This window comes from Lysobacter ciconiae, from assembly GCF_015209725.1.
GTDB classification, from domain to species: Bacteria; Pseudomonadota; Gammaproteobacteria; order Xanthomonadales; family Xanthomonadaceae; genus Novilysobacter; species Novilysobacter ciconiae.
In genome coordinates this window covers 1,476,427-1,496,803 of record NZ_CP063656.1, presented here as the reverse complement: position 1 = coordinate 1,496,803, position 20,377 = coordinate 1,476,427, and the positions used below count along the sequence as shown (strand labels likewise).

17 protein-coding genes are annotated in these 20,377 nt (G+C 66.6%); 16 read left to right on the top strand and 1 reads right to left on the bottom strand.

Annotated features, from left to right (window positions below; all coding sequences use genetic code 11):
- Positions 1-35 precede the first annotated feature (35 nt).
- From INQ41_RS06825 to INQ41_RS06805, 5 genes are all read left to right on the top strand, one after another.
- A complete protein-coding gene (locus tag INQ41_RS06825) occupies positions 36-386 on the top strand; it encodes a four-helix bundle copper-binding protein (RefSeq protein WP_036193941.1) in 351 nt (116 codons plus the stop codon).
- A 173-nt stretch (positions 387-559) separates the two neighbouring features.
- The gene (copC, locus tag INQ41_RS06820; RefSeq protein ID WP_036193654.1) at positions 560-943 is read left to right on the top strand and encodes a copper homeostasis periplasmic binding protein CopC; all 384 of its coding nucleotides are present in this window, start codon (positions 560-562) and stop codon (positions 941-943) included.
- A gap of 10 nt (positions 944-953) precedes the next feature.
- Complete coding sequence (copD, locus tag INQ41_RS06815; RefSeq protein WP_193983060.1) at positions 954-1,883, top strand: copper homeostasis membrane protein CopD; 930 nt, start codon at positions 954-956, stop codon at positions 1,881-1,883.
- A 99-nt stretch (positions 1,884-1,982) separates the two neighbouring features.
- Positions 1,983-2,195, top strand: a complete 213-nt coding sequence (gene tatA, locus INQ41_RS06810; RefSeq protein WP_036193648.1) for a Sec-independent protein translocase subunit TatA — start codon at positions 1,983-1,985, stop codon at positions 2,193-2,195.
- A 154-nt stretch (positions 2,196-2,349) separates the two neighbouring features.
- Positions 2,350-2,907, top strand: a complete 558-nt coding sequence (locus INQ41_RS06805; RefSeq protein WP_191150458.1) for a DUF411 domain-containing protein — start codon at positions 2,350-2,352, stop codon at positions 2,905-2,907.
- A 14-nt stretch (positions 2,908-2,921) separates the two neighbouring features.
- Here INQ41_RS06805 and INQ41_RS13330 read toward each other — a convergent pair whose 3' ends face one another.
- A complete protein-coding gene (locus INQ41_RS13330; protein WP_036193643.1) occupies positions 2,922-3,104 on the bottom strand; it encodes a hypothetical protein in 183 nt (60 codons plus the stop codon).
- Between INQ41_RS13330 and INQ41_RS06800 the strand changes: the two genes are divergently transcribed.
- The 11 genes from INQ41_RS06800 to INQ41_RS06750 all read left to right on the top strand — a co-directional run bounded on the left by INQ41_RS06800 (position 3,045) and on the right by INQ41_RS06750 (position 20,340).
- On the top strand, positions 3,045-5,300 hold the full coding sequence (locus INQ41_RS06800) for a heavy metal translocating P-type ATPase (RefSeq protein WP_248285370.1): 2,256 nt from the start codon (positions 3,045-3,047) through the stop codon (positions 5,298-5,300). The two genes, INQ41_RS13330 and INQ41_RS06800, sit on opposite strands and share 60 nt — an antisense overlap.
- A gap of 102 nt (positions 5,301-5,402) precedes the next feature.
- A complete protein-coding gene (locus INQ41_RS06795) occupies positions 5,403-5,795 on the top strand; it encodes a hypothetical protein (protein ID WP_036196130.1) in 393 nt (130 codons plus the stop codon).
- 132 nt (positions 5,796-5,927) lie between these two features.
- Positions 5,928-7,292, top strand: coding sequence for a TolC family protein (locus tag INQ41_RS06790; protein WP_228076520.1), 1,365 nt, complete (start codon positions 5,928-5,930; stop codon positions 7,290-7,292).
- Entirely contained in the window at positions 7,289-8,746 is a 1,458-nt protein-coding gene (locus INQ41_RS06785) for an efflux RND transporter periplasmic adaptor subunit (protein WP_084105845.1), read from the top strand. The genes INQ41_RS06790 and INQ41_RS06785 overlap by 4 nt, the downstream gene beginning before the upstream one ends.
- A 1-nt stretch (position 8,747) precedes the next feature.
- Positions 8,748-11,900: an efflux RND transporter permease subunit gene (locus INQ41_RS06780; RefSeq protein ID WP_193983058.1), complete on the top strand. Its 3,153-nt coding sequence runs from the start codon at positions 8,748-8,750 to the stop codon at positions 11,898-11,900.
- Positions 11,901-11,986: 86 nt separating this feature from the next.
- Positions 11,987-12,427, top strand: a complete 441-nt coding sequence (locus INQ41_RS06775) for a hypothetical protein (protein WP_224743839.1) — start codon at positions 11,987-11,989, stop codon at positions 12,425-12,427.
- A gap of 22 nt (positions 12,428-12,449) precedes the next feature.
- Positions 12,450-13,835, top strand: a complete 1,386-nt coding sequence (locus INQ41_RS06770; RefSeq protein ID WP_036196089.1) for an MBL fold metallo-hydrolase RNA specificity domain-containing protein — start codon at positions 12,450-12,452, stop codon at positions 13,833-13,835.
- Entirely contained in the window at positions 13,832-15,349 is a 1,518-nt protein-coding gene (locus INQ41_RS06765) for a thymidine phosphorylase family protein (RefSeq protein ID WP_036196086.1), read from the top strand. Before INQ41_RS06770 ends, INQ41_RS06765 begins: the two co-directional genes overlap by 4 nt.
- On the top strand, positions 15,346-16,260 hold the full coding sequence (locus tag INQ41_RS06760) for a ribose-phosphate diphosphokinase (RefSeq protein WP_193983056.1): 915 nt from the start codon (positions 15,346-15,348) through the stop codon (positions 16,258-16,260). The genes INQ41_RS06765 and INQ41_RS06760 overlap by 4 nt, the downstream gene beginning before the upstream one ends.
- The gene (locus INQ41_RS06755) at positions 16,257-18,722 is read left to right on the top strand and encodes a phosphoketolase family protein (RefSeq protein ID WP_224743840.1); all 2,466 of its coding nucleotides are present in this window, start codon (positions 16,257-16,259) and stop codon (positions 18,720-18,722) included. Before INQ41_RS06760 ends, INQ41_RS06755 begins: the two co-directional genes overlap by 4 nt.
- Positions 18,723-18,747: 25 nt before the next feature.
- Positions 18,748-20,340: an ABC1 kinase family protein gene (locus INQ41_RS06750; protein ID WP_036196098.1), complete on the top strand. Its 1,593-nt coding sequence runs from the start codon at positions 18,748-18,750 to the stop codon at positions 20,338-20,340.
- The last annotated feature ends 37 nt before the right edge of the window (positions 20,341-20,377 follow it).

The following is a 20,377-nucleotide window of genomic DNA, read 5'->3' as shown; positions in this document are numbered from 1 at the left end:
GCCGATTCTCGTCCGCGAGGAAGCAGGAGAACCACATGACTCACCATTCCGCAGCACACCGGTCCCAGGCCATGAACGAGTGCATCGACATCTGCACGCAGTGTCATGAGATCTGCCTGGAGACCATCAACTATTGCCTGACCAAAGGAGGTGCCCACGCGGCCCCAGAGCACATTGCACTACTTGCGACGTGTGCCGATATCTGCGCAACCAGTGCCGACACGATGCTTCGCGGTGCCAGCGCTCACGACGTGGTTTGCGGTGCCTGTGCGGAGATCTGCCGCCAGTGCGCCGATGCATGCGACGCCATGAACGACCCTGAGATGACGCGTTGCGCCGAAGTTTGTCGCCGTTGCGCGGAAAGCTGCAGCGCCATGGCGGCTTGATGCGTCGAGGATCCCGCCTGAGCAGGCGGGATCCTCATCTCGCGAAACCGGTGGTATCAAAAGCCGACCAACCGCGGTTTGGGTGACAGCCCGACATCTAACGCTTGTCGGATCCAACACAGCACGGCCCCGAACGGGGCTTTGCATCACATTCGCAATGAGGATTTATCCCTATGAAGTCGTCAAACCTCCTTCGCTCCCTTGCGCTCGTCCTCGCGATTGCGGCTGGGCAGTTCTCGCTGCAGATCGCGCACGCCCACGCCGCGCTGCAGCAGTCCACACCGGCGGCAAATGCGGTGGTGGCCTCGCCAGCCCAGATCGATCTCGTCTTCAACGAAACCTTGCTGCCGCGGGCGTCGCGTCTCGAGTTGCTCATGAAGCACGGCAGTTCCACCATGCCGATCGAGAATTTCACGACCGAGATCGTCAACAACGGCAAGACCCTGCGTGCCAAGTTGCCTCGGCCGCTGGCTCCGGGCGTCTATACCGTCGAATACCGCGCCGTTGGAGGCGACAACCACCCCATGACGGGCAATTTCAGCTTCACGGTGCGCTGAGGAGCCACAAATGTTCGACCTGTCGGCTTATGCACTGAGATTCCTGGAATACCTTGTTCTCATGGTGCTTTTCGGGGTTCCACTGTTCGGTTGGTACGGTTCGCGTCGATCGGCACTCGCCGACGCCTTGGCCGGGTGGCCACTCATGGGCGTTCTGTTGGTGAGTGCCACCGTCGGTCTCGTGCTCACCGGGGCCGATGTCGTCTTCAAGACCGCGGGCATCATGGGAATGCCGGTCGCCGACGTTGATCGCGGATCGCTTGGCTGGTATCTGCTCGAGACGTCCGCGGGCCGGGCAGCGATTGCGAGAGGCGCGCTGCTGCTCGCCCTGATGTTTGTGCTCGGATGGCATCGTCGCCGCGGGAAGGTGGAGCTCGCCTTCCCGCTGGCGGCGACGCTGGCGGGCGGCGCACTCGCTTCGCTGGCATGGAACGGCCACGCGGCCGCTGGCGAGGGCGTGGCAGGCGCGGTCCGGCTTGCTGCGGGCCTCGTCCATCTTCTCGCGGCTGGCGGCTGGATCGCAGCGGTCCTGATGTTCCTGGGGATGCTCCTGCGCGGCAAGGAGGCCTCCGGCAGCGGGCGTCTGCGATCAACGCATGACTTTCTGCATGGATTTTCGACGCTGGGAACGATTTCCGTTGCTGCGCTCGTCGTGTCCGGCATCGCGCACTACGGGGATCTCACCGCGTGGTCATTTTCTTCGCTGCTGCAGAGCACCTACGGAAACCTGCTGCTGTTCAAGCTTGCTCTGTTCGGTGGAATGCTGGGCCTGGGCGCGCTGCACCGATGGACGCTGGTGCCGCGCCTGGGACGGGCGCTGACCAGCGGGGATCCTGCGCAGGAGGTGCGCGCCTTGCGACAGAGTGTGGCGGCAGAGGCCGCACTGGCCACCTTGATCCTGATTGTTGTTTCAGTACTCGGGACACTCAGCCCTGTGTAGCAATTGCAATTGATGCGAACAGTTGAATCCTCCAGGCGCACAGGAACCACTCGACGTATCGGTTCCGCCTTTTTATCAACCATTGGGGCGAGCTTATCCATGGGAAGTTTCAGTATTTGGCATTGGCTGGTCGTACTTGCGATCGTGGTGCTCGTGTTCGGCACCAAGCGGCTGAAGAACGTTGGTCAGGACATGGGCCAGGCGATCAAGGGCTTCAGGCAGGGTGTCAGCGATGACGTCGCGCTACCGGGCCGGTTGCGCGACGACACCCGAGAGAGGGGCAGCCACGACGACGAACGGACTCCGCGCTGAGCGCGGCCCCGGCTTGGACTGCTTCGCCGGCAAGTCCAGTCCCGACAACCATGCAGGTCATGATCACCAGCACTGAGTGAAGCACGGGGCCTTCCACAAGGCCCCGATCGTTCCCCGGCAGCCGTCGCGCCAAGCCACTCACCGAGTACTACCCATGAAACGCAATCAACTCGTCTTCGTCATCCTCGCGCTGGCCTCTGCACATGCAGTTACGGCATGCGCCGGCGCACCTGATAGCGGTATCGCCAGCAAGTCGTCTTCGACACCTGCACTCGCAACCCACCCCGCCCCGGACGCTCCCGTACAAAGTCCAGTACCCGCCCAGTCAGCCCTGCCTTTGATGGTCGTCAGCAAGAGCCCCAATTGCGGCTGTTGCCAGTTGTGGGTGGAGCACATGGAACACGCCGGCTTCACGGTCCAGGTTGTGAATACCAACAACGTGAATGCAATCAAGGAGCGGGTGGGCATTCCGTATGGCAAGGGCTCCTGCCATACCGCGGAAGTGGACGGCTATTTCGTCGAAGGCCATATCCCGGCGGATGACATCAAACGCCTGCTGACCGAGCGGCCCGAGGGCAAGGGGCTGGTCGTGCCGGGCATGCCGGCCGGCTCACCGGGGATGGAGCTGCCCGATGGCCGCGTCCAGCCCTATGTCGTCGAGCTCGTCGCTTACGACGGCACCACATCCGCGTTCGCTCACCACGCGGATTGACAGATCAATCAATCTCAAGCCATTGCCATCGTCACGGAGGATGCATGAACACCCATCATCACCACACGGACTCCAACAACCTCGGGGATCACATTCACGCCGCTGAGGGAACCACCGTTACCGATCCGGTTTGTGGCATGCAGGTCGATCCGGCCCGAACCGCCCATCACGCCGAGCATGAAGGGGTAACGCACCATTTCTGCTCGGCACGTTGTCTGGAACGCTTCGTGGCGGATCCGGCCAGATATCTGACCCGGCAATCCGATGACTCCCCGGTGCCGGCACCGGCAGGGACGATGTACATCTGCCCGATGCATCCGCAGGTGCGCCAGGAAGGCCCCGGCATCTGCCCGATCTGCGGCATGGCACTGGAACCGGAAATGCCGGGGCTGGACGACGAGGACAATCCGGAGCTGCTCGATTTCAGCCGCCGTTTCTGGTGGACTTTGCCAGCCACAGTAGTGGTAACGGTGCTGGCGATGTTTGGTCACTATTTCCCGCAGTTGCCGGTGGTCACGCGGACCTGGATCGAGTTGGTCCTGACCCTCCCGGTGGTGTTGTGGGCAGCCGCGCCGTTCTTCGTCCGGTGCGTGCAGTCGGTCCGCAACCTCAGTCCCAACATGTGGACCCTGATCGGCATCGGCGTCGGTGCGGCGTTCGGCTACAGCGTCGTCGCCACCGTCGCACCGGAGCTGTTCCCGGCGTCATTCCACCAACACGGCCGCGTCGGCGTCTACTTCGAGGCTGCCGTGGTGATCGTCTCGCTGACCCTGCTCGGCCAGATGCTGGAACTGCGTGCCCGCTCGAAGACCTCGACCGCGCTGAAAGCCCTGCTGGGACTGGCACCCAAGACCGCACGCCGCCTGCGCGACGACGGCAGCGAGGAGGATGTGGAGCTCAGTCACGTCCATGTCGGTGACCGTCTGCGGGTACGTCCGGGTGAAAAGGTGCCGGTCGACGGCGAAGTGATCGAAGGCCGCTCCCATGTCGACGAATCGATGCTGACCGGCGAGCCGATCCCGGTCGAGAAGACCACTGGTTCCAGCGTGATCGGCGCGACCCTCAACGGCACCGGCAGCCTGGTGATCCGGGCGGAAAAGGTCGGTTCGGCGACGGTGCTGGCGCAGATCGTGCAGCTGGTCGCGCAGGCGCAACGCTCGCGCGCACCGATGCAGCGCATGGCCGACAAGGTGGCTTACTGGTTTGTGTTGGCGGTCCTCGCGATCGCCGTCGCGACCTTCTTCGTGTGGGGCTTGCTCGGCCCGGAGCCGTCGTGGACGTTCGCGGTGCTCAATACGATCTCGGTACTGATCATCGCCTGCCCGTGCGCGCTGGGACTGGCGACGCCGATGTCGATCATGGTGGCGACCGGCCGGGCCGCCGGCGAGGGCGTGCTGTTCCGCGATGCCGAGGCGATTGAGAACCTGCGCAAAATCGACACCCTGATCGTGGACAAGACCGGCACGTTGACCGAGGGCCGTCCAACATTCCATACCGTGTTGCCGGCCGATGGCTTCACCGCGGAAGAAGTGCTGCGCCTGGCAGCCAGCCTCGACCAGGGCAGCGAGCACCCGCTTGCCGACGCGATCGTCGCCGAAGCCCGCCGTCGTGGTCTGACGCTGGAGACGCCGGAGAGCTTCGAGTCGTCCACCGGCATCGGCGTGCGCGGCAAGGTGGGAGGCGCCACCCTGGCGATCGGCAATACCGCGCTGATGCACGAGGTCGGGGTCGATGCCTCGGTTCTTTCCATCCCGGCCGAGGAGCTGCGCCGGGCCGGCGCCAGTGTGATGTACCTGGCGGTCGATGGCGTCCTGGCCGGCCTGCTCGCGGTGTCCGACCCGATCAAGGCGACCACCGCAGACGCCATCGCATCGCTGCACGCGGCGGGCCTGAACATCGTGATGGCTACCGGCGACGGCGTCACCACGGCCCATGCGGTCGCCCGCACGCTGGGCATCGACGAAGTCCACGGCGAGGTCCGCCCGAAGGACAAGATCGACCTCGTGCGGCAGCTGCAAGCCAAGGGGCACCGGGTCGCGATGGCCGGCGACGGGATCAACGACGCACCCGCGCTTGCCGGCGCCGATGTCGGCATCGCGATGGGCACTGGCACCGACGTGGCGATGTCGAGCGCACAGGTGACGCTGGTGAAGGGCGACTTGCGCGGCATCGTGCGGGCACGGTCGATCTCCAGCGATACCGTCGCCAACATGAAGCAGAACCTGGGCTTTGCATTCCTCTACAACGCGCTGGGCGTGCCGATCGCGGCCGGCGTGCTGTACCCGCTGACCGGCCTGCTGCTCAGCCCGTTGATCGCCGCCCTGGCGATGAGCCTGAGCTCGGTGTCGGTGGTCGCCAATGCGTTGCGGCTGGGCCGGAAGCGGCATGGTTGACGGGTGCGACAAGTCAAACATGCCGTCACCTGCAGAAAGCACTCTGGAAATTGACCTGAATCAAGGCGCAGCCACCGTGCTGCGCCTAATCTGGGAGAACTCATGAAATCATCACGTCGCCAGCGCCTGCGCCACCGGATCACGATCTTCACGATTGTGGCGCTGTTGTGGTCGCAGTTCGCGCTGGCGGGGCATCCGGCCGCCTCGATGGCGTTCGCGGCGCTGGATGCCGGCCCACCCGCCGGTTTGCAGCATGGTTGCCAACACCCCACGCCGTCCGACGACGCGGCGGTCTGCGCCCCCCACTGCACCCAGGGCGATCAAAGCCGGGATGCCACTCGCATCCCGCCCGTTCCCGCGTCCTTGCCGGCTCCGGTCTACTCGATGGCGTTGATCGCCGCGCCGGTGGACAGCACCACGATCTACCGTGCCACGCCACTTGTAGTGTCGTGGCATCGACCTACCCTGCATCCCGCCAGCATCCTGTTGATCTGATCGCCGACTGAGGTCCGTCGGGCGCTCCGCTGCGCCTGACGCCACTTCCGTCGGCGCAGCCGTCTTCGCACGGCATGTCGCCTCCGCAGCAGTACCGTCCTCTCATCGACGGCGGTACGGCAAGGCAGAGACATGACTTATTCAGATCTGAAACAGTACTGCACCCGTTCCCGGGTGTTGGCACAACCGTGCACCCGTCCGATGCTCGGCACCCCATCCCGGCAATCGCATCCATTCAAAGCGCTGGTGCTGGGTGTGGCCCTGGCACTGCCTTTCGCCGGCTACTCCACCAGTGCTTTCGCGGCGGAACCGGAAAGTCCCGGCAGCGACATTGCCTCGATCCGCAACTGGCTGATCGAGCACAACCCGCAACTGCGCGCCCTGCAGGCCGAGGCCGAGGCTGCCGAGGCAATGATCCTGCCAGCCGCCGCCTTGCCCGACCCGATGGCGACGGTGGAATGGCAGGGCATCAACCCCGCCCACCCCAACGTGCTGCCCGCCAACGTGGGGGCCACCAGTTACATGCTGGAGCAGACCTTCCCGCTCTGGGGCAAGCGCGGTCTGTCACGCGATGTCGCCCGCGAACAGGCCCGTGCGGCCGGTCACGAGCATGACGCCGCTGCGCTGGACCTGCTGGCGAACGCCGAGGATGCCTACGTGCGCTACTGGCACGCCCGCGAGGCCATCGTGGTCATCGACCGGTTGATCGGGTTGCTGGAACAGGTGGAGGAAATCGCCGGGGTCCGCTATGCGCTCGGCCTGGCCGCCCAGCAGGATGCAATCCGCGCCCAGGTCGAGCGCACCGCCATGCAGCGGCAGCGACTGGAGCGTCAGGCGCTGCGGCGCGAGGCCACATCGACGTTGAATGCCCTGCTCGGCCGCCGCGCCGATGCGCCGCTGGCCGAGCCGGTGTCGCCACCCGCGCTGGTCATCAGTGAGAGCACGTTGGACAGCGCCCGCGAGCGGATTGCCTCGGGCGCCCATCCCTCCCTGCAAGCCGGCAGCGCGCTGGCCGCGGCGGCCAACCGCAACGTCGAACTGGAACGACGCAAGCGACTTCCTGACATCACCCTCGGCGTCGGTGCCATGCAGATGGGCCATCGCGTGGACAGCTACGCGTTGATGCTGGAGGTGGAAATTCCGTTCCAGCAACGGGCACGTCGAGGACGGGAAAACGCATCACGCCTGCTGGAGCAGTCCGCGCTGGCACGCACGGAAGCGGTCCGGAACGAACTGGAAGGCCGCCTGGGAGCAGCCCGGGGACGTTGGCAAGGCGCGCGCGAACAGCGCGAACTGATCGAGCAGACCCTGCTGCCGCAATCGGACGCGAACTTCCAGTCGGCACTGGCGAGCTATCAGGTCGGCGAAGTCGATTTCGCGACCCTGCTTGAAGCCCTGCGCGAATGGCAGGGCGCCGACCTGGCTCGGGTGGATGCCACCCGCGACGAATTTCTGGGCGCCGCCGCCGTGCGCGCCATCAGCGGAGATACGCAATGAAAACTTCCCATTGGCTCGTGGGCCTTGTCGTGGTCCTGCTCGCCCTTGCCGCCGGTTGGTGGAGCGGCCGTCACTTCCGTTCCGAAACACCCTCGCAGCCAACGGCCAGCCAGGCCGAGAAGCCCCGCAAGATCCTCTACTACCGCAATCCGATGGGCCTGCCCGACACCTCTCCGGTGCCCAAGAAGGACTCGATGGGAATGGACTACGTGCCCGTCTATGAAGGCGGGGAGGCGCCCGCCGCACCAGGAACCGTGGTGCTGTCGCCGGAGAAGGTGCAGAAGCTGGGCGTGCGCACCGAAGCGGCTCGCGTGCAGGCCTTGTCACCCAGCATCCGCGCCAGCGCCACCGTGCAGGTCGATGAGACCCGCCAGTACGTGATCGCCCCGAAGTTCGAGGGTTGGGTCGAGCAGCTACAGGCCAACCAGACCGGCATGTCGGTACAGCAGGGCCAGCCCCTGCTGTCGGTGTACAGCCCCGAACTGCTCGCTGCACAGAACGAATACCGGGTGGCCGATGCCGCCGCCAGGAAACTTGCCGCGGGTGATGCCGCAAGCGCCGCCACGATGACCCGCCTGCGCGATGCCGCCCGGCAACGCCTGAAGAACTGGGGCATCAACGACGCGCAACTGGCGACTATCGGGCACGGGAAAATCGGCAGTCTGGTGATCCACTCGCCCGCCAACGCCGTGCTGGTCGAAAAGCCGATCGTGCAGGGCGATCGGTTTGCCGCCGGCGACACCATCCTCCGCCTGGCCGACCTGTCGACGGTGTGGCTGATCGCCACCGTACCCGCCACCAGCGCTGGGCTCGTGTCGGTCGGCCAGCAGGCCCACTTCCAGTCGCCCTCCCTGCCGGGCCGCAGCTTCGAGGGCCGGGTCGGTTTCATCCAGCCCATCATCGACCCTCAGACTCGCACCTTGGCGGTACGGGTGGAGTTACCAAATCCCGACGGCAGCCTGCGTCCCGGCTTGTTCGGCGACGTCATCCTGAGCCAGAACCCCTCCCGGGAAGCGCTGACCGTTGCGCGCTCCGCGGTCCTCGATAGTGGTGTGCGACAGCTGGTACTCGTACAAGTCGCCGAAGGTCGCTTCGAGCCGCGAGCCGTGGTTCTGGGTGAACGCTCGGGCGATCGGGCCGAGGTTCTCGAAGGGCTGCACGACGGTGAACGCGTGGTGGTCTCGGCCAACTTCCTGATCGATGCCGAGAGCAACCTGCAAGCGGCGCTGGAGGCCCTGACTTCATCGCATGACCATGACGCCGGCGATACCGGTTCGGACGCTTCCGATGCCCGGCCGACGGAAAGCGCCACACCGCCCGACCCCCAACACGAGACACCATCGGCCTCTGAATCGGATCACGGCAGCCACGTAGGCACGGCGGCGTCTGGTCTGACACCAGCTCCCGCACCCGATGCGGACGCCTCCCACGATTCGCACGCGATGGAGCACTGACATGCTGGCGCGTCTCATCGAATGGTCCGTCCGTAACGTTTTCCTGGTGCTGGTGATGGCTATCGCCGTGACCGGCGGCGGCATCTACGCACTCCTCAACACCCCCCTCGATGCCCAGCCGGACCTGTCCGACGTCCAGGTCATCGTGTACGCCGACGTGCCGGGACAGGCCCCGCAAGTGGTCGAAGACCAGGTGACCTACCCGCTGTCGACGGCGATGCTGGCCGTGCCGCGCTCCAAAGTGGTTCGCGGCATCTCGATGTTCGGCGCCTCCTACGTCTATGTGATTTTCGAGGACGGCACCGATATCTACTGGGCACGCGCCCGCGTGCTGGAATACCTCAACACCGCGTCCAAGCAGATGCCCGCCGGGGTGACGCCGACGCTCGGGCCGGATGCCACCGGCGTGGGTTGGGTGTACCAGTACGTCCTGGAGGGCAAACAGAAGTCCCTCGACGAACTACGCGCCATCCAGGACTGGTACGTCCGCTACCAGTTGACCAAGGCGCCCGGCGTCGCCGAAGTCGCCAGTGTCGGTGGCTTCGTCCGCGAGTACTCGATCACCGTGGATCCGGGCAAGCTGCGCCAGTACGGCGTGCCGCTGTCGCGGGTCTCCGAGGTCGTCGCACAGAGCAACCGTGACGTGGGCGGCCGGGTCATTGAGATGACCGAAACGGAATACATGATCCGCGGCCGCGGCTATCTGCGAGGAATCGATGACATCGAGAACCTCGTGGTCAAGAGCGACGCCGGCACGCCGGTGCTGATCGCCGATATCGCACACGTCGAGCTGGTCCCGGCGGAGCGGCGCGGCATCGCCGAGCTGAATGGCGAAGGCGAGGTGGTCGCGGGCATCGCCATCGCCCGCTATGGCGAGAACGCGCTCGCCGTCATCCAGGGCCTGAAGGAGAAGATGGCCGAGATCCAGTCCGGCCTGCCGGAAGGGGTCAGCCTGCGGGCGGTGTACGACCGCTCCGACCTGATCCAGCACGCGATCGCCACCTTGCGCACCACGCTGATCGAGGAAAGCCTCATTGTCGCGCTGGTGTGCATCCTGTTCCTGTTCCACGTCCGCAGCGCGCTGGTCGCCATCGTGATGCTGCCGGTCGGCGTGCTGATCGCGTTCATCGCCATGCGCGCCCTGGGCATGAACTCCAACATCATGAGCCTGGGCGGCATTGCCATTGCGATCGGGGCGATGGTGGACGCCGCCATCGTGATGATCGAGAACGCCCACAAGCACATCGAACACAGCGACGGCAGCCGCTCACACCGGCAATTGATCATCGATGCCTGCCGCGAAGTCGGCCCCCCGCTGTTTTTCAGCCTGCTGATCATCACCGTGGCGTTCCTGCCGGTCTTCGCGCTGGAAGACCAGGAAGGCCGCCTGTTCAAGCCGCTGGCATTCACCAAGACCTTTGTCATGGCCGCCGGTGCGCTGCTCTCGGTCACGCTGGTGCCGGTACTGATGCTGCTGTTTGTGCGCGGCAAGATCATGCCGGAGAAGAAAAACCCGGTGAACCGGCTCCTGATCGCGATGTACCGGCCGGTGATTGCGGTCGTGCTGAGGCACAAGACCGCCACCCTCGGGGTCGCCGCGCTGGCGCTGGTGCTGACCTTGTGGCCAGCCTCCCGGCTCGGCAGCGAGTTCATGCCAACCCTCAATGAGGGCACCCTGCTCTACATGCCCGCGTCCCTGCCCGGGATGTCGGTGACCAAGGCCGCCGAACTGCTGCAGCAGCAGGATCGGATCATCAAAACCTTCCCTGAGGTGGAGTCGGTGTTCGGCAAGGCCGGCCGTGCGTTGACCGCCACCGATCCGGCACCGCTGGAGATGTTCGAAACCGTCATCAACCTCAAGCCGGAAAAGGCATGGCGCGACGGCATGACGATCGATGCGCTGATCGCCGAGATGGACCAGGCGCTGCAGTTCCCGGGCGTGGCCAACTCCTGGACCATGCCGATCAAGGCACGCACCGACATGCTGTCGACCGGCATCCGCACGCCAATCGGGGTCAAGGTGTTCGGCACCGACCTGACCGAGATGGAAAGGATTGCCAAGGAGATCGAGGCGGCCGTGCGCACGGTACCGGGCACCACCAGCGCCTATGCCGAGCGGCTGACCGGCGGCTACTACCTGGATATCCAGCCCGACGCCCGCCAACTGGCACGCTACGGACTGACCGTCGGCGACGTGCAGGGCGTGATCTCGGCAGCGCTGGGGGGAGAGCTGGTGACCACCACGATCGAGGGGCGCGAACGGTTCGGAGTCATCGTGCGCTATCCGCGTGAACTGCGTGATGACCCGCAGACGATCGCACGTGAGGTACTGGTCGCCACCGCGGACGGTGCGCAGATCCCGCTGGGCGAGCTGGCGACGTTGTCGATCAACCGCGGCGCGACGGAGATCCGCACCGAGAACGCTTTGCTGTCCGCCTACGTCTACGTGGATACCCGCAACAGCGACCTTGGCGAATACGTCCGCCTGGCGCAGGCCGCCGTGGCGGAGGCGGTCGAGTTTCCGCCGGGCTACTACGCCACTTGGAGCGGCCAGTACGAGTACATGCAACGCGCCGCCGCGAAGATGAAAATCGTCGTGCCAGTAACCCTGATGCTGATCTTACTGCTGCTGTACCTGAACTTCCGGCGGGTGACCGAATCGCTGATCGTGATGCTGTCGGTGCCCTTCGCGCTCGTCGGCGGCATCTGGTTGATGTGGGCGCTGGACTACAACATGAGCGTTGCGGTCGCGGTGGGCTTCATTGCATTGGCCGGCGTGGCCGCCGAGACCGGGGTGATCATGTTGATCTACCTTGACCAGGCATTGGAGGCGATGGCGAAAACACGGCAGGCGCAGGGACGCCCCGTCAGCCTGGAGGACCTGCAGGAGGCGATCGTCACCGGCGCGGTGGATCGTGTACGGCCGAAGATGATGACCGTCGTCGCCATTACCGCCGGGCTGCTGCCGATCATGTGGAGCACGGGAGCCGGCTCCGAAGTGACCCGCCGCATCGCCGCTCCGATGGTCGGCGGCATGGCATCGTCGACGGTGCTCACGCTGGTGGTGATCCCGGTGATCTATGCGCTGGTCAAGCAGTACCAGCTGGCCAGAAAGGCTTCTGCGCCCACCGCACTTCCGGCAGAACTGCCGTGATGTGGCCCACTTTCAACGCACCTGAGCACAGGCGGTCCGCGTACGCGCGGACCCGCTCTCCCGGCCGCCCGCGGCGCGTCCGGGCAATGTCAGTCATCAAGCTTCAATCGCAGGGCCTCAAGGTCGGCATGGTTGACATGGTTGGCGCCGGTATCAACGACGCACCGGCGCTCACCCAGGCCGACGTTGGCTTCGCGATAGGCGCCGGCACCGACGTCGCAATCGAAAGCGCGGACGTCGTGCTCATGCACAGCGACCCCTATGACGTCGTGCGCGACCACCATCGCCCGCGCCACCCTGCGCAGATGCACCAGAACCTGGGTTGGGCCGTGGGCTACAACGTCCTGGCGTTTCCGCTGGCGGCCGGCGTGCTCTATCCGGTTGTGCTTTCGCCGGAGATCGCCGCCCTGTCGATGTCGGGAAGCTCGGTCATCGTGGCGGTCAACGCAATGCTGCTACGCCGTGTTCGGCTGGTCCCGCGCACCGCCGCGACCCCCTCCTCTTCCTCTCTCGACACCGCGGCGTAGCCGCCGGCCCATAGGAGCACCCATGAACAACGAAACCAGTCCCACCCTCCAGTTCCTCGGTGCCGCGGGCACTGTGACCGGCTCGCGCTATTTGGTCGAGTCCAATGGCCAGCGCGTGCTCGTCGACTGCGGCCTCTTCCAGGGCTACAAGCAATTGCGCGACCGCAACTGGGCTCCGTTTCCCGTCGACCCGGCCTCAATCGATGCGGTGGTCCTGACCCACGCCCACCTGGACCATTCGGGCTACTTGCCGGCTCTGGTCAAGCAGGGGTTCCGCGGCCGGGTCCACTGCACCCATGGCAGCGTCGCCCTGTGTGGCCTGCTGCTTCCCGACAGCGGGCACCTGCTCGAAGAAGAAGCGAAGTACGCCGCGCGCAAGGGCTACTCGAAGCACAAGGAGCCGCGACCGCTCTATACCGAGGATGATGCTCGCCGCAGCCTGAAACAGCTCAAGGGAAATGACTACGGGCGCGACATCGAGGTATGCGCAGGGGTTACGGTCCGCTTCCATCCCGCTGGCCATATCCTGGGCGCCGCCCACGTCAGTCTGGACGTCCAAGGCCAGCGTCTGCACTTCAGCGGCGACCTGGGACGGCAGCAGGAGTCGCTGATGAATCCCCCGACGCCCCTGCCCGCCTGTGACGTACTGGTCTGTGAGTCCACATATGGCAATCGCGAACACGTTCCGATCGACCAGGAGGCGGAGTTGGCCCCCATCATCCGCCGCGTCGCTGCCCGCGGGGGCGTGATCGTCATCCCCGCCTTTGCCATCGGCCGCGCCCAGGCGCTCATGCTGCATATCGCCCGGCTGCGTGAGCGCAAGGAGATCCCTCGCGTGCCGGTCTACCTCAACAGTCCGATGGCGATCAATGCCACTCGGCACTACCACGCCCACCATTCCGAGCACCACGTGTCCGAAGAGGACTGCCAGCGGATGTTCGATGTGGCCACCTTCGTCAACACGGTGGAGGAATCGAAGGCGCTCAACCGCCAGCGCGGCCCGATGATCATCATCTCCGCCAGCGGCATGGTGACCGGCGGCCGGGTGCTTCACCACATCGAGGCGTTCGGCCCGGATGACCGCAACGCGATCCTGCTGGCGGGCTACCAGGCCGGCGGAACACGCGGTGCCGCGCTGGCGGCAGGAAAGCGCACGCTGCGCATGTTCGGCCGCGAGGTGCCCATCCGCGCCGAGGTAGTGCAGCTGGAAGGCTTCTCAGGTCACGCCGACGCCGGGGAATTGCTGGACTGGATGCGCACCGCGCCGTCCGCGCCGCGCATCGTCTACCTCACTCACGGCGAGCCCGACGCAGCCGACACGCTGCGCGGGCGCGTGCAGCGTGAACTAGGCTGGCGCGCACGCGTGCCGGAGCACCTGGAGCGCGTTGAACTGGAGGATGGGCGATGACCCCACAGGCCCCAGGCCACACTCGCCTGCGCGTCACCCGTGCCGGCATCGACACCTACCAGCAGCCGGTGGTCTACATGCACCGCGACTGTGAAGTCTGCCGCTCGGAAGGCTTTGCTGCGATGACGCGCGTGAGGCTGGACGTGGGCACGCGCACGTTGGTGGCGACGCTGAATGTGGTCGTTGACGATCGGCTCGGCCTGGACGAGGTAGCGCTGTCGGAGGTCGCGTGGACGTTGCTCGATCCCATGTCCGGTGCCATGGCCGGGATCCGGCACGCTCAACCCGCGGCGTCGGCAGGTGCGCTCCGCGCCAAGGTGTTCGGTGCAAAGCTGGACGACGCGCAGTACCTCGCCCTGGTGCAGGACGTGATGGAAAGCAGGTTGTCGGACCTGGAGCTTGCCGCGTTCGTCACGGCCAGCGCGGGCGACCGCCTGGACCATGCGGAGACGACCGCGCTGACGCGGGCCATGATCTTCGTGGGCCAGCGCCTGGACTGGGGCGAAGGGCCGGTGCTGGACAAACATTGCGTGGGCGGCCTGCCGGGCAATCGCACCACCCCGATCGTGGTGGCCATCGTGGCTGCGCTGGGCTACCGCATTCCGAAGACCTCATCGCGCGCCATCACGTCGCCCGCGGGCACCGCCGACACCATGGAAGTCATGGCGCCGGTGGCGCTCGACCTGCCGGCGATGCGGCGGGTGGTGGAGCGCGAGGGCGGCTGCATCGTCTGGGGCGGCAACGTGCGCCTGAGCCCGGCCGACGACATCCTGATCCGGGTCCAGCGCCCGCTGGATTTCGACAGCGACGGCCAACTGGTCGCCAGCGTGCTGTCGAAGAAGATTGCCGCTGGCTCAACCCACGTCCTGATCGACATGCCGGTGGGTCCGACCGCCAAAGTGCGTGGTGAGGCTGCGGCCCACAGCCTCACCACACGGCTTGCACACACCGCAGGTGCGCTTGGATTGCAGTTGGGCATCCATCGCTCCGACGGAACCCAGCCGGTGGGTCGGGGAATCGGCCCGGCGCTCGAGGCGCACGATGTGCTCAAGGTACTGCGCAACGCAGCCGATGCACCCGCCGACCTTCGCGAACGCGCACTTACGCTGTCCGCGGCACTGTTGGACATGGCACCGGGCAGCAGCGCCGGCACCGGACTGGAGCGCGCGCGCAGCGTGCTGGATTCCGGGGCGGCGCTGGCCAAATTCTTGGCGATCTGCGAGGCCCAGGGAGGCTTCCGCGAACCGCCGCGGGCAGCATTCACCGCCGACGTCCCGGCAAAAGCATCGGGCCGGATCGCGGAGATCGACAACCGCAGGCTGGCCAAGCTGGCCAAACTGGCCGGCGCACCGACATCCCCCACCGCCGGCCTGGAGACCGGTCTGCGGGTCGGCGATGCGGTCGAGCGCGGACAGCCCCTGATGACCCTGCATGCGGAGTCGGCGGGAGAACTGGCTTACGCCCTTGAGCACGCTGCGGCGTTGCAACCCTTTGTCCTCGCGGAGATCCCATGAACCGTGTACTGATGCCGTTCCCGGCCGATGCGGCCTTGGCTGGCACCTTCGCCACGCCCCTACAGGCGCGGGTTTCACCCGTGGCCTGGCGGCACTTCCCCGATGGCGAGTCGCTGGTCACCCTGGACGACGCGCTGGACGGCGCCGATGTGGCGATCTTGGCCAGCCTGCGCAACGCAGATGCCCTGGCCCTCCCGTTGCGCTTCGCCGCCCGGGCCGCGCGCGAGTTCGGGGCGCGCTCGGTCGGCCTGATCGCACCGTACCTGGGCTATATGCGCCAGGACACCCGCTTCCAGCCCGGCGAGGCGGTCAGTACGCCGCTGTTCGCGCAGTTTCTCGAGGAGGCCTTCGACTGGCTGGTGACCGTGGATCCGCACCTGCATCGCGTCGAGCGCCTGCAGTCGCTGTACCGGATTCCGACGGCCCACGTGTCGGCGACGCCAGCCGTGGCCCGCTGGATCGCAGAGACGGTCCCCGACGCGGTGCTGATCGGACCGGACAGCGAGAGTGAGCAATGGGTCGCCGATATTGCGGCCCGGTGCGGTATGCCCTACCAGGTGCTGGCCAAGGAGCGGCACGGCGACTACGACGTGCGCGTGAGCCTGCCCGACCCGCAAGCCGTGGCCGACCGGACCCCGGTCCTGATCGACGACATCGTGTCGTCCGGCCACACGATCCTGGAGACCCTCGCGCACCTGCGGCGGCTGACCCTCCCCCCACCGCTGCTGGTCGCCATCCATCCAGTGTTCGCGGGCGACGCCTATGCCCGTCTGCAGGAGGCGGGCCTGGCCCGCATCGTCAGTACCGACACCATTCCCCACCCGTCAAACGCGATCGCGCTGGGCGCGGACCTCGCTGACGCGGCCTCGGCCTTGATGACCGCTTCGACCGACTCCCCGGAGGACCCATGAACCTGCATCTCAACTGCTGCACTGCCGACCAGCTGTCGGCCGCCGAGCGCCAGAGGATCCTTGAACTGGCCGACGCCCACCGGCAGGCTGATCCCGCCTTCGCCCACTGGGCTGCCGGCTACGGCGTGATCCGGCATGACCCGCTCACCCAGCTGCGGGTCCGTCAGATGGTCGACGAGCTGGTTGCCCTGGGCCGCACGCCCGATGCCGGCACCGCCTGGCAGCGGCTCGCTGCGGCCGATCGCGTCACCAGCGCCGGCATGTGGCTGGTGGCGCACATGACCTACAGCCAGCGGGTCCGTACCGACGGTGTGGCCCTCGAGACCGATGACTTCAAGGCCACGCCCGAAGGCCACACCGGCGGATCCCTCAACATGGTGCCGGCCTACGCCGGTTACCTGCTGATGGACGCTCTGGACGGCGTCACTCGCGCATGGATGATGGGCCAGGGGCACTGTGTGGCTGCCATCGACGCGCTGAACCTGCTGGTTGGCAACATGACGGCCAGGCACGCGGAACGCTATGACCGGTCCGACGCGGGGCTGAGCCGGTTCGTCGGCGACTTCTACGCCTACACCCTCAATCCGGACGGGACGCCGGCGTCACCCCTGGGCTCCCACGTCAATGCGCACACCGCCGGGGGCGTGATGGAAGGCGGCTATCTCGGCTTTGCCGAACTGCAGTACGTGCATGCGCCACTGAAGGACGAGCGTCTGGTCGCCTTCCTGAGTGACGGGGCGTTCGAGGAACAGCGCGGCAGCGACTGGGCGCCGCGCTGGTGGCGTGCCGAGGACAGCGGGCTGGTCAGCCCGATCATCATCCTCAACGGGCGGCGCATCGAACAACGCAGTCAGATCACCCAGCAGGGCGGCGAGCGGTGGTTGGACCGGCACCTGCGATTGAACGGCTTTGATCCGATCGCGCTGGACGGGCGCGATCCTGCCAGCATCGCGTGGGGTATCCATGTGATGGAGGCGCGCCTGCAAGCTGGCGCCGCAGTCCCCGATACCGACGTGCGGCTGCCCTATGGCATCGCCGAAACCGTGAAGGGCTTCGGCTTCCCCGGCGCCGGAACCAACGCTTCGCACAACCTGCCCCTGCCCGGGAATCCAGCGAAGGATGCCGAGGCACGCGCGCTGTTCAATGAAGGCGCCTCGGCGCTGTTCGTGGCCGCGTCCGAGCTTGAGGAGGCCATTGCCGCACTCAACAGCCACGATCTCCAGCAGCGGGTGCGCGAGCGCGACCATGCGTTGGCCGATCGCCAAGTGGATCCGCCTCGCGTTCCAGCGATCGCCGACCGCGGCGCCGGAGGCGAGAGCTCGCCAATGACCGCACTCGACGAGCAGTTCGTCGCCATCGCCGAGGCGAATCCGGGACTGCGGGTGCGCGTGGGCAATCCCGATGAGCTGCGCAGCAACAAGCTCGACCGGACCCTGGACGCGATGAAGCACCGGGTGCACGAGCCCGAGCCCGGCGTCGCCGAATCGCCAACCGGCGCGGTCATCACTGCGCTCAACGAAGAAGCCGTGGTCTGCGCGGCGCTCGGCAACAAGGGCGGGCTAAACCTGGTGGTCACCTACGAGGCGTTTGCACCGAAGATGCTCGGCGCCGTACGTCAGGAACTGATCTTCGCCCGCCACCAGGCCCAGGCCGGGCGCCCACCCGGCTGGCTGGGCGTGCCCCTGGTGCTGACCTCGCACACGTGGGAGAACGCGAAGAACGAACAGTCCCACCAGGATCCGACCATGGCCGAGGCACTCATGGGCGAAATGGCCGACATTTCGCGCGTGGTGTTCCCGCCGGACGCCAATGGCGCTGCCGCCGCCCTCGCCCGCGCCTACGCGCAACGGGGCACGGTCACCACACTGGTCGTTCCCAAGCGTCCGGTGCCTCATGAGCTGACCCCGCAGCAGGCCCAGGCACTGGCCGAGACCGGCGCAACATGCCTCGCCGGCGATCCGGAGACGGCGGCGATCCTGCTGGTGGCCACCGGCGCGTACCAGCTGCAGGAAGTGCGCCGCGCACAGGCGCGTCTGGCCGCACGCGGAATGTCGGCCGCGATCGTCTATCTCGCCGAACCCGGCCGATTTCGCGCCCCGCGCGATCCGGGGGAGGCAAGGTACGTGCACTCCGACAGTGCGGTCCAAGCGCTGTTTCCGGTGGGCCGGCCGCGCGTATTCGTTACCCACACCCGTCCGGAGCCCTTCCTCGGTGCGCTGCGCCGACTCGACACCGGCCCCACCACCACCGCGGCGCTGGGCTTCGTCAACCGGGGCGGCACACTGGACGTGCCGGGCCTGCTGTTCGCCAACCGCAGCACCTGGGCGCACGTGGTTGACGCGGCTGCGGGCGTCCTCGGCGAGTCCCGCGACAACCTGCTGTCCGAAGCGGAGCTGGCGGCCGTGGATGGTCGCGGCGATCCGACCGCCATCCTGCGCGCGGAAGCGGGGCCGGCATCGTGAGCCGGCCGGCGAGGACCTCGCGCTGATGGCGGGCACGGTGCGCCGCGGAGGCCAGATCGCCTGGGCCGGACTGACTCTCGGGGTCGCGGTGTTGCGCCTGCGCCGACGCAGACCCGAACGGCTTCCCGCGTACGTCAGCGCCACCCTGGTGGGGCTGGGTACCACCTTCGTCAAGCTGGGCCAGGGTTTGAGCCTGCGCTGGGACCTGCTGCCGGCGCCCTATCGCGAGGCATTGTCGCGGTTGCACAGCGACGTGCCGGCATTTCCTGCGGACCAGGCCAGACACATGGTCGAGCAGGCGTTCGGCGCCTCCGTCGAAGAGCTTTTCGCCAGCTTCGATGACCATCCGCTGGCCGCCGCGTCGGTGGCTCAGATCCATCCGGCACGCATGCATGACGGTCGCGACGTGGTCGTCAAGGTCACCCGGCCCGGCATCCACGCTCAAGTGCAGGCTGACCTGCGGCTGCTTCGACGCACGCTGCGCGTAGCCCAGTGGATCTGGCCGCCTCTGAAGCGACACCGCCCCCTCGAACTGGTGGACGAGCTGGGCGCATTCCTGCGCGATGAAATCGACATGCGTCACGAGGCGCAGAACATGCGCCGCATGGCGAAGGTGCTCGATGCCCTGCCCGGCATCACACAGCCACATGTCGTTGAGCCCTACGCCACCCGCGACGTGCTGGTCCAGGATCGTAGCCACGGCACCCGCCTGGAAGCCGCTTATGGAACGGCGGCGGCTCCCGCACTGGCAAGGGCGCTGCTCGGTGCCTACGTGCATCAGCTCTTCGGCGCCGGCGTCTTCCATGCCGACCCGCACCCGGGGAATCTGTTCTTCTTTGACGACGGTCGCCTGTGCCTGCATGACTTTGGCTCGATCGGCGTGCTCGACCCTGCATCCCGGCTCGCGCTCGGCGGCATGGTCGAGGCCATTGCGGCCGACGACGCCGAGGGCGTGCTGGATGCAGCGATCGCCATGGGCTTCTTCCCGCCGCAGGTCGACCGCCGCTCGCATGTGCGCGAGATCCACCTGATCCTGGCCGAGATGGCCAGCCGTCCGCTGGCGCAGTGGTCCATTGCCGAGGCAATCTGGCGCGTGGCACGCATTGGGCAGGGCGCTGGCTTCCGGCTTCCGGCCCACCTGCTGTCCCTGATCCGGACGCTGTTCCTGGTCGAGAACACGCTGCGGGCGCTGGATCCGGATCTGGACCTGCTGGGGACGCTGTCCGCGCAGGCGGCCGCGATCGCCGACATTGCCGAAGCCAGCCGCCCCAGCGGCAACAGGCCGCTTGCCATGCGGCTGGCCCGCACTGCGCGCCAACTGCCACAGATCGCCACCGACCTGTTGCGGCAGGCGCAACTGAGCGACGGACGACCCGCCTTCTCCGTACACCACCATGGCCTGAGTTCCACGCAGGAGGCAATCGCGCGCACGGGCAACCGGCTGGCGTTGGCCCTGGTCACCTTGGGCCTGTACGTAAGCGGTGCGCTGTTGAGCCTGCATTCCGACGGCCCGCAAGTGTTCGGTCACATGCCTTTCCTGGCGATCGTGGCCTTCGCTGCTGCGGGATTGCTCTCACTGCGGCTGGTGATGGCCATCGCCAGATCGGGACACTTGTAACAGAACACTGATCTATCTCCCCGCTGGTGCCCGGTGC

Coding starts and splice junctions, on each gene's coding strand:
- INQ41_RS06825 (WP_036193941.1), top strand. CDS start 36: ATGACTCACCATTCCGCAGCACACCGGTCCCAGGCCATGAACGAGTGC.
- copC (WP_036193654.1), top strand. CDS start 560: ATGAAGTCGTCAAACCTCCTTCGCTCCCTTGCGCTCGTCCTCGCGATT.
- copD (WP_193983060.1), top strand. CDS start 954: ATGTTCGACCTGTCGGCTTATGCACTGAGATTCCTGGAATACCTTGTT.
- tatA (WP_036193648.1), top strand. CDS start 1,983: ATGGGAAGTTTCAGTATTTGGCATTGGCTGGTCGTACTTGCGATCGTG.
- INQ41_RS06805 (WP_191150458.1), top strand. CDS start 2,350: ATGAAACGCAATCAACTCGTCTTCGTCATCCTCGCGCTGGCCTCTGCA.
- INQ41_RS06800 (WP_248285370.1), top strand. CDS start 3,045: ATGCAGGTCGATCCGGCCCGAACCGCCCATCACGCCGAGCATGAAGGG.
- INQ41_RS13330 (WP_036193643.1), bottom strand. CDS start 3,104: ATGGTGCGTTACCCCTTCATGCTCGGCGTGATGGGCGGTTCGGGCCGG.
- INQ41_RS06795 (WP_036196130.1), top strand. CDS start 5,403: ATGAAATCATCACGTCGCCAGCGCCTGCGCCACCGGATCACGATCTTC.
- INQ41_RS06790 (WP_228076520.1), top strand. CDS start 5,928: ATGACTTATTCAGATCTGAAACAGTACTGCACCCGTTCCCGGGTGTTG.
- INQ41_RS06785 (WP_084105845.1), top strand. CDS start 7,289: ATGAAAACTTCCCATTGGCTCGTGGGCCTTGTCGTGGTCCTGCTCGCC.
- INQ41_RS06780 (WP_193983058.1), top strand. CDS start 8,748: ATGCTGGCGCGTCTCATCGAATGGTCCGTCCGTAACGTTTTCCTGGTG.
- INQ41_RS06775 (WP_224743839.1), top strand. CDS start 11,987: ATGTCAGTCATCAAGCTTCAATCGCAGGGCCTCAAGGTCGGCATGGTT.
- INQ41_RS06770 (WP_036196089.1), top strand. CDS start 12,450: ATGAACAACGAAACCAGTCCCACCCTCCAGTTCCTCGGTGCCGCGGGC.
- INQ41_RS06765 (WP_036196086.1), top strand. CDS start 13,832: ATGACCCCACAGGCCCCAGGCCACACTCGCCTGCGCGTCACCCGTGCC.
- INQ41_RS06760 (WP_193983056.1), top strand. CDS start 15,346: ATGAACCGTGTACTGATGCCGTTCCCGGCCGATGCGGCCTTGGCTGGC.
- INQ41_RS06755 (WP_224743840.1), top strand. CDS start 16,257: ATGAACCTGCATCTCAACTGCTGCACTGCCGACCAGCTGTCGGCCGCC.
- INQ41_RS06750 (WP_036196098.1), top strand. CDS start 18,748: ATGGCGGGCACGGTGCGCCGCGGAGGCCAGATCGCCTGGGCCGGACTG.